Below are 13,801 nucleotides of genomic sequence, written 5' to 3'. Positions count from 1 at the left end.
TAAATAAAAATCGAATGAAAAAGATTACTTTTTTAATGATGTTTTGGCTGGGAGGGCTTGTAACTTTTGCACAGAATGATCCGCAGGCAAAAGAAATTTTGGATGCGATGAGCGCCAAATATAAAAAAATCCCTGCGTATAGTGCCGATATTACTTCTTCACTCATTAATGAGGTTGATGGAATCAACGAGGAATTTGGAGGAAAAATCACTGTAAAAGGTGAAATGTATAAACTTGAAATGGATGATCAGATAGTGATCAATAATGGTACTACTGTGTGGACATATCTGCCTGATGTAAATGAGGTTAATATTGATACCTATGACCCGGATGAGGATGAAATTTCACCCTCTAAAATATATGATGCCTATAAAAAAGGTTATAAATATTTATATGTAGGTAATGAAACTGATAACGGTATAGCAGTATCTGTGGTAGATCTTGTGCCGAACGATAAAGATGCTCAGTTCTTTAAAATCAGACTCTTCATTGCTAAAAAAGATCATAGCCTGAAGAGTTGGACAATGTTTGATAAGTCAGGAAACAAGTATAAGTACACTATTAAGAACTTTAATGGCAGTATATCCCCAAAGGATGGCACATTTGCCTTTGATGCAACCAAATACCCAGGTGTTGAGATTATAGACCTGAGATAAGAACTAAAGTTTCAAATAAATCGAAAGCTGCATAAAATGCAGCTTTTTTTATTTTAAATATTGACAACCGATCTGGGGCAGGCCATCCAATTGAGCATTAGTATGTCATGTTGGCGTTGACTATTTCATGTTCGTGGTCTGGTTGACTAACTCAATATTTTAGAGTAGTGGTATTGCTACTTTTATGGTCCAGGTAAACCAAGTTTGGTGTTAATACCGAAAGGTGGGGTGGATTACGACAAAAGAGGAAAATATGGTATTTAAGTAGAACGCTCTTCATGCATACTTCCTTTTGTAATAAAGATTTTGTTTTTATCTTTAACAGATGCTTATAGGCAGTAAAAATGGATAATTAACGAATTAAAACCATGAAAACTGCCTTGGATCGAAGAAGTTGATTATATTAAAATTTCTATAAATTTATTTCACAACTATCTGATTGTCATGTGTAATCGTGCCTTGAACGCCAATTAGGAAGCGAAATAATTTGTGCTTTAGTGTGAATCTATAGGATATATTTAGTATCTTTTCCGGTCGTGAGGCTACTTTGACAATGGCCTTTTACTTTTTAAGAGCAATTTTCATCAATTTTTAAAACTTCGGAGTAACTACAGTATATGGCTAAGCTGAAAAATATTATCAAGCAATTATCCAACAGGGATTTTCAAGCAATACATGATTCATTATTAGAGAGTAACGCGGATAAATCAGCTTATCTTATAAAAGCAATGAGGGAAAGACAGCTTTCTGATACCAAAATCATGCAGGAGCTGGATGTTAACACCAATGCATACTACACCCTTCGTTCCAGATTAAATCAGAAAATTGAAGAATACTTGATTCAGCAAATGGAAAGTCCACGGACAGACATTCTGAAGAAAGTTGCAAATATCAATGAGATTATTTTTACGAAGAAGAAAGCCATTGCTATAGCCACACTGAAGAAGCTGGAAAAAGAACTATTGGATTACGATCTGTCAAATGAATTGACAATTGTCTATAAGTCTTTAAAGAAACTACACCTTAACTCACCGGATTATTTTAATTATTCTCAGCTTTATAACAGGCATGTCGCTTATATGCTTGCTGTAGATAAGGCAGAGGATCTGCTTGCAGAATACTTCAAGAAGTATGGACATTACACATTGTCTGGTGATGAAACGGATAAGCTAGGGCTCACACTTTTGCTCAAGGAGACTTATAATGTAAGTGCATTATATGAGTCACATCGCCTGTATGTATATTATAGTTGTATGGCTATCTTCCATAGGTTGTTCGTGGATCAGGAAGATACGATGGATGATGATCTGGAGCCAATAGAGGATATTCTTGATAATGTTCAGAAGGTTTTCAGTCAGTATCAGATGGACTCAATATATTACCACCTTAACCTGGTTTTTGAGTTTTTAAAGCTTGAGTATTATAATCATTACAAAGTATTTAGGAAGGCAGAGAAATACTACGAAGAGGTCAACGATGCTGCTAGCAACCTGTTAACCAGTTATACCCTTTATACTTACCCTGCGCAGTTCTTGGTTACCAAGATGCAGCGTCATATCAGGATGAATACCACCAGGGAGATATATGAGGAAAATGAAGGACTTTTTCATGATTTTGAAATAGATAAGCTGGATGTTCCTACTTATGTTACCTATGCTATGTATAGAGCGCTGTCGTGCTACTATGTTAATAAATATGATGAAGCCAGTAAGTGGATCAATACGCTGCTTAATGAAGTGAGTCTGAAGAAGCTTCCACACATGCAGTTGGAAATTAAGATCCTGCTAGCCCTTCAGTACTGTCTGCTTAATGATTTTGACCTGTTTAATCAATTGATCAACAGTATTCAGAGGCAGATAAGACTTTTGGGTAAGGAGAGTTGCGAGCATATTCTGCTGCTTTCGAAGATACTTAAAGTGTCTATCAGTGATATTAAAAAGAATAAAGCAGAAAAGATCAGGGGTATGGTGGCTAAGATCAAAAAAGTAGAGACCAGTTATTTCTCACCAACTTTGATGCTAAAGCTCGATGAAGAGTTTGTCGAGCGGCTGACTTCCAAATCGTAAGCCCATATTAGGCCTGAGATACCCTGTTCTGGCCTATGGGTTGGGCTGTAAATGCAGGTGAGGGGCTTGTGCATAATAATCTCTTCTGTTGTTTCGCCTTATGATAGGGCTATCTAATCTAAGTGAGAGTGTACAGCGTTTGTAAGTAACTTAATATATTTCCAATTCAAAACAGTGCACTTGCTTCTATTTTATACTTATTTGATATAACTAGCAACTCATAAAAGAGTGCAAATCAGAAAGGTTCGATTTCTGATTGCGTCATGTTTTTTCATTATTATTCATGCTGTTAAGAGGATTAAGGATAGGTTAGGAGGTAGCTTCCAGGCGGCCGTCTTGCTGCGTGTTATAAATAAATATTGATTCATTAATCCTTGATGGTGTGTGATCCCCTTTTGGGGACATTCTATAGAGTAATGAGAAGCTTCGTTAGGGAAATGACTGGAAGGTGTTGGAGTTAGAGCTGCATACTAAAGCCCCTTCTTCTGTTTGGAAGAGCTAGAATATAAAGTCCATTGATCTTTTTAGAGCCAATGGACTGTAAATGTTTAAAATAAGAGCCTTAGATGCTAAGCTTCTCCAGGTTTTCCTGAGAAAGAGGCTTGTTGATGTATTGCTTTACGTAGCTATACTTTTTTGATTTGTTAACGTCTTGAGGATTGATGGAGGAGGTTAACATTACAATTTTACACTTGTTTCTTGTGTTCTCCGAAAGCTTTTCGAATTCATCCAAAAACTGAAAACCATCCATCAGCGGCATGTCGATGTCAAGAAAAATAACATCCGGTAAAACCTTGTCAGATATCTCTTCAACCTTTTCTATATTTTTAAGAAATTCTATAGCACTTTTAGCACCGGTATGTGTATAAATGTACTTTGATATATCTGCGGCTTCAATCATCTTTTGATTAATGAGGTTATCTATCTCATTATCATCAATTAACATTACAGAAATATATTTCTTTTGGCTGTCTGACATATGTTTTAGCGATTATCTAAGCTAAATATAAACTATAAGCGAGTAATTACAAAATTATTTTGAACACTTAAAAAGGCTATGGAGGAAGCCTTGTCGCGTTGAGAGTAGGTATACTCACCTCATTTATCAGAAATGAGGTGAGTATAATTAAATATTAGAAATCGAACTTGATCCCTTGAGCAAGAGGCAGTTCTGTTCCGTAGTTGATAGTGTTAGTCTGTCTTCTCATGTAAACTTTCCATGCATCTGATCCAGACTCACGTCCACCCCCAGTTTCTTTTTCACCACCAAAAGCACCACCAATTTCAGCTCCTGAGGTACCAATATTTACATTGGCAATACCACAATCTGAACCTTGGTGAGAAAGGAATCTTTCTGCCTCTCTCATATTGGTAGTCATGATAGCTGATGATAGTCCCTGGACAACACCGTTTTGTATATCAATAGCTTCTTCTATAGAGCTATACTTCATGAGATATAAGATAGGTGCAAAAGTTTCTTCCTGAACAATTTGCAATTCGTTAGAAGCTTCTGCAATTACAGGTTTTACATAGCAACCGGATTCGTACCCTTCTCCTGTAAGCACACCGCCTTCCAATAATATACTACCGCCTTGAGCTTTTACCGCTTCAAGAGCTTCTTCATACATTTTAACGGCATCTTTATCGATAAGAGGGCCTACATGGTTCTTCTCATCCAGAGGGTTGCCTATCTTTAGTTGCTTGTAAGCATTCGTTAGTTTATTTTTTACGTCTTCGTAAATGCTATCATGGATGATAAGCCTACGTGTTGAGGTACAACGTTGGCCGCAAGTACCCACTGCACCGAAAAGTGCTCCGGTAATAGCTATTTCCAGGTCAGCATTCTCAGTTATAATGATAGCATTATTACCACCTAATTCGAGAAGAGACTTGCCTAATCGTGCTCCAACAGCTTCTCCTACCTTTTTACCCATCCTTATTGAGCCTGTAGCTGAAACCAAAGGTATTCTTTTATCATTAGAAATAAGCTGTCCAATTTTATAATCACCGTTTACAATGCAGGATACACCTTCAGGCACGTCATTAGCTTCAAATACTCTAGCTATGATATTCTGGCAGGCAATGCTACACAGTGGAGTTTTTTCAGAGGGCTTCCAGATGCAAACATCACCGCAAACCCAGGCAAGCATGGTGTTCCATGACCATACTGCTACGGGAAAGTTGAAGGCGGAGATGATACCAACGATACCGAGGGGGTGGTACTGCTCATACATGCGGTGGCTTGGTCTTTCTGAATGCATAGTTAGACCATGAAGTTGACGAGATAGACCTACAGCGAAATCACAGATATCGATCATTTCTTGAACTTCACCAAGTCCTTCCTGGTATGATTTTCCCATTTCATAGGATACCAGTTTTCCTAGTGATTCTTTGTGTTTGCGAAGCTCTTCACCTATCTGTCTTACTACTTCACCTCTTTTAGGTGCAGGCATTAGCCTCCACGCTTTAAAAGCTTCTTCAGCCTTTTTTATTATTTCTTCATATTGATCTTCTGTGGTGGTGCTAACTTTTCCTATTAAATTTCCATCTACGGGAGAATAAGACTCAATAAGTTCACCTTCTGAACCCAACCACTTCGTACCAGTTGAAGAACCTGAGTTTTCTGCTTTAATTTCTAACGCCTTTAGCGCTTCACTTATACCAAAGTTATCGTTACTCATGATTTAATTTTATTATTTGCTTTGCAAAGCTAAAGAAATGTAGGGAAGGATAAGCCCACCTCAACGAAAAAACAATCGTTTGAGATGATAAAATTCGAGGGTATTGCTATTGCATTCCATACTGAGCAAATAAAGGAATTGGACTACCAATCGACTCCAAATACACCCTTTTCACCGTTGGGATAGATGCCTTCTATAAGAATTCCACCACTTTTGTTTTCCATGATCATGTTAAGATCCCTAATGTCACCAACTTCCACTTTATCAACTTTAGTAATGATGAAGTCTTCGTCAAAACCGGCTTCTTTCCATTTACCTTTTTTGATGGCCTTCAGGCGCACACCGCCATTTAGGTCATACTGACTTAACTCTTCAATGCTAAGGTTTTCCAGTATGGCTCCTTCTAACTCATGCTCATAGCGATCAGCTACTAATTCAGTACTGCCTTCGGTGTTTTTCAGGATGGCATCTACTTTATCTTTTAAGCCGCCTCGAATATAGGTTACCCGTATTTTGTCTCCTGGCCTGTTTCTGGCTACTAATTCCTGTAACTCGGAGACATTGGAAACCTCTGTTTCATTTATTGCTGTAATAACATCGCCGGGTTGCAACCCTGCATCTTCTGCTGAACTGTTTTTATTGACATAGCTAATAAATACGCCGCTAACTACATCAAGACCTTCAGCATCTGCTATAGCCGAATTCATATCTCCAATTCGGATACCCAGAAGTCCTCTTTGCACGGTTCCATATTCTAGAAGATCGTCCATTACTTTCTTTACAAGGGTTACGGGTACCGCAAAGGAGTAACCCGAATAGCTTCCGGTAGGTGTAGCAATAGCTGTGTTTATACCTATCAATTCTCCGTTGAGGTTGACTAATGCACCGCCACTGTTACCTGGGTTGACCGCTGCATCAGTTTGTATAAATGATTCTATCTGTAGGTTATTCTTATCCCGAAGAATACCAATATTGCGTGCTTTAGCACTAACAATGCCAGCGGTAACTGTTGAATTCAAATCAAAGGGGTTTCCAATTGCAAGCACCCATTCTCCGGGAAGTATATGGTCTGAATTTCCGTACTCTACATAGTTCAATCCTGTTTCACTAATTTTTAGTAGAGCAAGGTCTGTAGTTGGGTCAGTGCCAATCACTTTTGCGGCATAGGTCCTGTTATCATTAAGTACAACCTCTATTTGGCTGGCATTTTCGATCACATGGTTATTAGTGGCTAAGTAGCCATCGTCTGAAATAATTACACCAGAACCAGAAGATTGGGATGGGCCTCTGAATACTCCTTCAAGAGGGTTAATACTGTACTGACCGGAAGCATACAGGGCTCTGATATGTACAACCCCGGGAACTACTTTATTAGCTGCATGAATGAAATTGAGTCCTTCGGGTACGATAATGGCGCTGTCAGAGGTCAGGCTTGCTTTAGATACTCTTTGCTGTCGTTCTGTAATGGATTTGTATGATTGGTAGTTTATATTGTTGCCAGATAAGTAGGTGAATATGATGACACTGGAAATCAATGCGCCAAACACCGACGAAAGAAAAATACCGAAAAAGAACTGTCGCTTACTCATATGTATTTGCTAAAAATGTTTTTGTAATAACGATAATCCGCTGCTTTCAGTTTTGTAATGTAAAGAATTCATTTATGTTACTCTTGCTTTTCCTCGAATAGTTTTTTGAGTTCGATCATTTCATCACGTAACTTTGCTGCTTCCATGAAATTAAGTTCCTTGGCAGCCTTTTCCATAGCCTTTTGAGTTTTATTAATCAACTTCTCCAGGTCATTTTTACCCATATAGGCAACAACTGGGTCTGCTGCAACTGATGCTGGCTCTTCCCCTGTATAGTACTTTTTACCGCTTTTTTTGTTATCCGCTACGCCTGTTTGTTGGAGTATTGACTCTTTTGAGCGCAGTATGGTCGTAGGAGTGATACCATGCTTCTTATTATAGGCCATTTGTATGCTCCTTCTTCTGTTGGTTTCATCGATAGAGGCTCTCATGGACTCTGTAACGCTATCAGCATACATGATCACCATACCATTTGCATTTCGAGCGGCTCTGCCTATCGTCTGGATCAATGAACGTTGATTACGCAGGAAGCCTTCTTTGTCAGCATCCAGTATGGCCACGAGGGATACCTCAGGCAGGTCAAGCCCTTCTCTCAGTAGGTTTACCCCAACGAGAACGTCAAATACTCCCAGTCGGAGCTCTCTTAGAATTTCGACTCTGTCTAATGTATCAACTTCGCTATGGATGTATCGACACTTAACCCCGGCACGCTCTAGAAATTTTGTCAATTCTTCTGCCATTCGCTTGGTGAGCGTTGTCACCAATATCCGCTCCTCCTTCTTTACCCTTTCGTCAATTTCTTCCAGTAAATCGTCTATTTGATTAAGGCTTGGCCTAACGTCTATGATGGGATCAAGTAGGCCGGTAGGCCTGATGATCTGCTCCACAACAACCCCTTCTGATTTCCTTAGTTCATACTCTGACGGTGTTGCGCTGACATAAACTACCTGGTTGAGCATGGCTTCAAATTCGTTGAATGTCAATGGCCTGTTGTCTAGGGCTGCAGGTAGCCTGAAACCAAAATCGACTAGATTTACTTTTCGTGAACGGTCGCCACCCCACATAGCGCGTACCTGGGGTACTGTTACGTGGCTTTCATCAATAATCATCAAGTAGTCATCAGGAAAATAATCAAGAAGGCAGAATGGTCTGGCACCGGGTTCCCTGCGGTCAAAGTAGCGTGAGTAATTTTCAATACCGGAACAATAGCCTAGTTCGCGCATCATTTCAATGTCAAATTCGGTACGTTCTTTTACGCGTTTGGCTTCCAGGTGTCTACGTTCTGTCTCAAAGTGATTTACCTGGGCTACCAAGTCGTCCTGAATTTCATGGATAGCGCTGTGCAGCAGGTCTTTACCTGTTACGAAAAGGTTGGCGGGGAAGATGGATATGACGGATTCTTCAGAAATTGTCTTTCCTGATTCTGGATCTATTCTTTGGATTGATTCGATTTCGTCGCCCCAGAATATTATACGGTAAGCAAAATCTCCGTAAGCAATGAATATATCTACAGTATCTCCTTTTACCCTGAAGTTACCTCTTTTAAACTCAGCCTCGGTCCTGCTATACAGGATATCTACCAGTGAAAAAAGTAGCTTGTTTCTGGCAATAGCTTCGCCTACTTTTAGTGTGATGACGTTTCTTCCAAATTCTTCTGGATTACCTATACCATAAATACATGAAACAGAGGCTATTACAATTATGTCACGTCGCCCCGTGAGCAAAGAAGAGGTAGCACTCAGGCGCAATTTTTCAATTTCTTCATTGATGGAAAGGTCCTTTTCAATATAAAGATTTGATGACGGAATAAATGCCTCCGGCTGGTAATAATCATAGTATGAAATAAAATACTCTACGGCATTATTAGGGAAAAACCTTTTGAATTCACCATATAATTGAGCTGCCAGGGTTTTGTTGTGGCATAGTACTATAGTAGGCTTGTTTACATTGGCAATTACATTGGCCATTGTAAACGTTTTACCCGTACCGGTTGCCCCTAATAGGGTCTGGAATCTTTCACCAGACTCAATACCAACAGTTAATTCGTTAATTGCTTTTGGTTGATCTCCAGTGGGAGAATATTCACTGCTTATCTCAAATTTCATAATAAGTTTGTGTGATGCTATCCAAATCTAGAGATTAACGAATAGAAAAGTATAAGGGTTCGGAGAAAAGGCGGGAGTTTGAATATAGTAGATTGGATAATAAAAAATACGCCCGGTACTGAGAGTGCCGGGCGTATTGTAATGGAGGTTAGCGGGTTATTTTTTTAAATAAATGGTGCATAAGTTGGAATACATCATGGTTTGTGGATCTCTCAAAAATGCCATGAAATCATCTTTGAATTTTTTAGCCTTTTCCATACTTCCCAGTATGTCTTCAAATTTGGGTAAGGCAATTTCCATTTTTAAGTCCCATAGGTGGTCATTCTTTTCGTCGATTTTTCCCACAATGAAATGATATGGGCGAATGTCGATGTGCTCTAACTCAAAGCCTGCAAGGAGCCCGTAGTGCAGAAGTTTTCTTCCAATCATCGGATCGAAGCCGGTTTTCGATAGTCCATTCAGTACCTTGTCAAGGTTTTCTATCGTTTCAGGGTAATGAAATAGCAGTTGACCGTCAAGGTCCTGCAGCATCACAAGACCATTTTTCTTACAAACGCGATGCATTTCTTTAATACCACTTACAGGGTCTTTCAGGTATTCCAGCAAAAATCTGGTATATAGAAAGTCTGCTGAATTGTCTTTAAGAGGGATTTCATAAATGCTTCCCTGAACGAATTCTGCATTGCCAATATAAGCGCATTTTTCGCGAGCGTTAGCAAGCCGGTCTGCGCTCAGGTCCACACCTTTAATGGACGCATTTGTAAATTTTTTGGCTAGAGCAGAGGTTATGGCACCAGCGCCACATCCTATGTCCACCATTTTTGCGGTTGTTTCTTCTTTTAAGTATGGTAAAATAAAGTTTTCAATGAATTCATCCGTATTCACTTTGGCGTCTAACCGCCCAGCTTCACGCGGATCATCCATAAAATATTTTGATTGTTTTACATTAGTAGTATTCATATATATGTTGGTTTATGGGGTAACCTGCTTTTGATTAGGAAACCTTGGATTGTTCATTTTTAACTAGCAAATGTTCGTGAACTGATTTTAGCTCGTTCACGAGGTAGAGGCTCCATTTGTCTTGAACGGTGCTGTCACACGTAAAGTAGTTGTACGTTCTCATGGTAGTTCCACCATAGGCATTAACCAAATCTTCGTATTGAGGGTCTATCAGTAGAGGAATCTGGTTAATGTCAGATTTAATATAATCACTGGGCAAATGGTAGAGTATATTGTTTAGTACTTCATTGATCACCCATATAGGCTGCTTTGAGTTAAGAATGATTTCTGTTGAATTTTCCAATAAGCTGAAATTCAAGCCTGCAGAAGCCTTATTGATTAAGGTTATACCAAGAATATTATTTTTACTGTCCTTATAGGCAACAACCTTTCTGGTCCTTGATAACCCATATTTTTTATAATTAGCATCCAGCTCTGAAAGATTAAAGTCATCAGAATCAAGGTCTTGAACCCATGTGTAGAACTGACCACGTTCTTGGGTCACAAACTGCAGGATGTCCTCCTTATTATTTGAGTTTAGCTCTTCTGCATATATGGAGGAGGAGTTTAGGTGTATTGGCTTGAGTGGGTAGCTGAGGAACCTGTATGTGCGCAGGTGGCTATGCGAAGGACCTGCTACGCTTTCCAGGTGTGAAAACATATTATGAGCAAACTTAGTTTTAGGTTGGTAATACACCTGAATGGCATTATTCTCCACTATGTCTTCTTTGAGTAATTCTAGAAAGTGGAGTAAAATAAGCCTGGTGTTTTCTGCATGGTTAGAAACCATATGCTGGATGAGGTAACTTCTGAAAGTACTTCTCCATGCAGAAACTGAAGCGAACAAATCTTTTTCAGGACGGTTATAGGTTAATAACAGAAAATTTTCCCAAGGCATATCCATAGCTATGCTCCAGTTGGCTTTGATCATTGGGTAGAGATACCGCATTTTCTCCTTTTTCTCCTGATAAAGGAAGTTGTACTTGTCGTAACATTGGAAGAGATCTTCGACTTTTATACCGTTTACATTTGCACCTATCATAGTTTTTTTGAAGAAATTTAGAAAGATAGCAGTACAACTGAAACGAAATAATTAGTATTCAACTACATAGGTAATAATTTGTTATTTTAAAAAATATTAATATTTCATTTTTCTGGATATAATGAGCTTAAAGTATATAGCATGTGATAAATGTCATAATATCAGCTAAATATGAAATGTAAGTTTTTTGGAGGAATTATAAGTTCTCTCTGTGAAACACGTTTAAACACCTAAATGTCACAGAGAGAACGAGAAGTTTTTGTTAAACGGATTGCGTTGAAGTTTCATGAAGCCACTCATTAGCGTCTTCTTCTGAATTAAATACCTTATATAAAAGACCTATTGCTTTAAACTCAGGGTTCTCCTTTAGGTCATTTACTGACAATTGAGTAAACACGTTATCATTTAATATTACTGCAGTTTTAGTAACTCCCATTTTGACGACTGCTGGAGCATATGTTTTAATGAACCAATCATTAGCTTTTGAAAATGGCCCTGAAAATTTTCTAACATCTTCAACAAGTTTTGTTACATTATGTTTTTTGATCAGGTCTAGAGATTGTTCGTGAGACTTAATGATATTCTCCACATCCAAAAAACCATTCCAGTTAAACATTAAGGTTTTATTCTCTGCAAGAGAAAAAGTCAAGTACGGTACTTTAGATCCGTTTTTAGTTAATTTAAGTAGTTCTTTCATTCTTTATTAGTTTTAGCTTCTATAAATCCCCCAAAGATAGTGTCTAAATAGTGATTTCTCCATTGGGGTTTAATTCAATACATTACTTCGTGACTTTTATCATGTAAATGATAAAAAAAGATCTGGGTTGGATATCGTTTAATTGATAAGGTTTTGGTTTTTAGTGTATTGGTATAATAGGGTGTGTAAATTGAAGGGGATGAAAGAGGTGACTTTATTTTTTGTATACTATTACTGGTGCTGGTAATGACTTTTTAAGGTAAAAACTTACAAGAACTTATCTCTGGTTCCAGATTTTCCATGACTTTTCAGCTTGTAAATGTAGCATTTCAGAGCCGTTTTTGACCTTTGCTCCGGAATTAAGTCCTGTCTCAAGGAATCGAGTGATCTCGGGATTGTAGACCAGGTCATAAAGGTAATGCTTATCTGAAATGAGAGAATAATCCAGGTCTGGTGCAGAATCCATTTGGGGATACATTCCCAGAGGAGTGGTATTTATAATAAGGTGATGACTCTTAATAATTTCAGGAGTCTTCTTTAGTGAGACATAACTTAGATTTCCTTTTTCCGGATTGCGTGATACTAACTGATATGATATGGATAAGTCCTTCAGTGCCGCAATTACAGCTTTGGAAGCTCCTCCTGTACCTAGGATTAGGGCCCTTATTTTGCCAGGTTCGTCTAGCCAATTAATTAAGGATTTCTTGAAACCAAAGTAATCAGAGTTGTATCCGGTTAATTTGCCATTACATACTTTTATTACATTTACTGCTCCTATTTCACGAGCTTTGTCGTGAACTTCATCTAACATTGGTATAACTTCTTCCTTATAGGGAATAGTTACATTGAGACCAGCCAAGCCTGGTAATGTGCGTACCAATTGTGTAAGCTTATCTATAGTGGGCAGTTCAAATAGTTCATAGCTACAAGAGCTAAGCTTCTCCGTCTCAAATTTTTCTGTAAAGTATTTTTTTGAGAAGGAGTGAGCAAGTTTTTTCCCTATTAAACCATATACGCTCATTTATCTTGGTGATTTTGACTTGTAATTGGCTATTTTTTCAATTGCAACAACAATAAAGATTCCGAGTGCCATAAACAAAATGGCTACTAAAACTTGAGGGAACTCCCCTAATCTTTCGTAGTACTCAGCAGGGAAAACATTTCTTGTGATATATGCTACTTGCTCCCCATGGCTGTTGACTCTAAACTTAATCGGAATTTTCCAGGGCCATACTTTATTTAAACTACCAATCATGAAGCCTGAAAGAAGGCCAATGGCCAGGTTGTGGTAGTTTTTAAGCAGCCATGAAATAACCCGTACAAATGACAATAGTCCAACTACACAACCAAGGGCAAAAATAGCCACAGTTAATATGTCCAGGGTGCTTAGTGCAGTCATCATATATTCATACTTACCAAGTATGAGTAGTATAAATGAGCCGGAAATACCGGGTAATATCATGGCGCAAACGGCAATAGCCCCGGATATAAACACAAACCAAGGTTCGTTAGGTGTTTCGGCTGGGCTGGTTACCGTTATAAAATAGGCAATGGCAATGCCCGCCAGTATGGCCAAGGTAACTCCGATGGTCCATCGATTGATGGCTCTGAGTACCAGAATAGCTGAAATAATAATGAGGCCAAAAAAGAATGACCACAATGGTATAGGATGATTTGCCAATAAGTAAATGATAAGTTTGGCAAGGGTAAGAAAGCTCGTGATGATTCCTAAGAACAGTGGTAGCAGGAATCTTCCATTAACCTTTGTCCAAAATGGAATAACCTGAAAAGTGAGCAGCAGCTTGAATGCTTCCAGATCGAAAGCTTTAATTGAATCTAGCAGTTGTTCATATATGCCGGTGATGAAAGCAATTGTTCCTCCGGATACGCCTGGTACAACATCGGCGCCACCCATGCCCACCCCTTTTAGGTAGGTGAGCAGGGTTTCTTTCAGTTTATTCATTTA

The 13,801-nt window shown here is 38.6% G+C and carries 11 protein-coding genes; 2 read left to right on the top strand and 9 right to left on the bottom strand.

Annotated elements, in window-relative coordinates; all coding sequences use genetic code 11:
- Nucleotides 1–14: 14 nt before the first annotated feature.
- Nucleotides 15–656: a LolA family protein gene (locus JMN32_RS00910; protein WP_238354299.1), complete on the top strand. Its 642-nt coding sequence runs from the start codon at nucleotides 15–17 to the stop codon at nucleotides 654–656.
- A gap of 617 nt (nucleotides 657–1,273) precedes the next feature.
- A complete protein-coding gene (locus JMN32_RS00905; RefSeq protein ID WP_202854391.1) occupies nucleotides 1,274–2,722 on the top strand; it encodes a hypothetical protein in 1,449 nt (482 codons plus the stop codon).
- 562 nt (nucleotides 2,723–3,284) lie between these two features.
- Here JMN32_RS00905 and JMN32_RS00900 read toward each other — a convergent pair.
- The 9 genes from JMN32_RS00900 to JMN32_RS00860 all read right to left on the bottom strand — a co-directional run bounded on the left by JMN32_RS00900 (nucleotide 3,285) and on the right by JMN32_RS00860 (nucleotide 13,798).
- Nucleotides 3,285–3,701 carry a response regulator gene (locus JMN32_RS00900; RefSeq protein WP_202854390.1) on the bottom strand — a complete coding sequence of 139 codons (417 nt, stop codon included), beginning with the start codon at nucleotides 3,699–3,701 and terminating at the stop codon, nucleotides 3,285–3,287.
- A 154-nt stretch (nucleotides 3,702–3,855) separates the two neighbouring features.
- Nucleotides 3,856–5,403 carry an L-piperidine-6-carboxylate dehydrogenase gene (amaB, locus tag JMN32_RS00895; protein WP_202854389.1) on the bottom strand — a complete coding sequence of 516 codons (1,548 nt, stop codon included), beginning with the start codon at nucleotides 5,401–5,403 and terminating at the stop codon, nucleotides 3,856–3,858.
- 143 nt (nucleotides 5,404–5,546) lie between these two features.
- Nucleotides 5,547–6,992, bottom strand: coding sequence for a S1C family serine protease (locus tag JMN32_RS00890; protein WP_202854388.1), 1,446 nt, complete (start codon nucleotides 6,990–6,992; stop codon nucleotides 5,547–5,549).
- Between the two features lie 77 nt (nucleotides 6,993–7,069).
- Nucleotides 7,070–9,097, bottom strand: a complete 2,028-nt coding sequence (gene uvrB / locus JMN32_RS00885) for an excinuclease ABC subunit UvrB (protein WP_202854387.1) — start codon at nucleotides 9,095–9,097, stop codon at nucleotides 7,070–7,072.
- Between the two features lie 156 nt (nucleotides 9,098–9,253).
- Complete coding sequence (locus JMN32_RS00880) at nucleotides 9,254–10,057, bottom strand: class I SAM-dependent methyltransferase (protein ID WP_202854386.1); 804 nt, start codon at nucleotides 10,055–10,057, stop codon at nucleotides 9,254–9,256.
- A gap of 34 nt (nucleotides 10,058–10,091) precedes the next feature.
- Nucleotides 10,092–11,138 (bottom strand): hypothetical protein, encoded by a 1,047-nt coding sequence (locus JMN32_RS00875; protein ID WP_202854385.1) that lies wholly within the window; start codon nucleotides 11,136–11,138, stop codon nucleotides 10,092–10,094.
- Nucleotides 11,139–11,400: 262 nt separating this feature from the next.
- Complete coding sequence (locus JMN32_RS00870) at nucleotides 11,401–11,835, bottom strand: hypothetical protein (RefSeq protein ID WP_202854384.1); 435 nt, start codon at nucleotides 11,833–11,835, stop codon at nucleotides 11,401–11,403.
- 277 nt (nucleotides 11,836–12,112) lie between these two features.
- A complete protein-coding gene (locus JMN32_RS00865) occupies nucleotides 12,113–12,856 on the bottom strand; it encodes a shikimate dehydrogenase family protein (RefSeq protein WP_202854383.1) in 744 nt (247 codons plus the stop codon).
- Nucleotides 12,857–13,798 (bottom strand): DUF368 domain-containing protein, encoded by a 942-nt coding sequence (locus JMN32_RS00860; protein ID WP_202854382.1) that lies wholly within the window; start codon nucleotides 13,796–13,798, stop codon nucleotides 12,857–12,859.
- Between the last annotated feature and the right edge of the window lie 3 nt (nucleotides 13,799–13,801).

The sequence above is a fragment of the Fulvivirga marina genome (assembly GCF_016775155.1).
Taxonomy (GTDB): Bacteria; Bacteroidota; Bacteroidia; order Cytophagales; family Cyclobacteriaceae; genus Fulvivirga; species Fulvivirga marina.
Note: the sequence above shows the minus strand (reverse complement) of the source record. Positions and strands in the feature narration are given on the sequence as shown.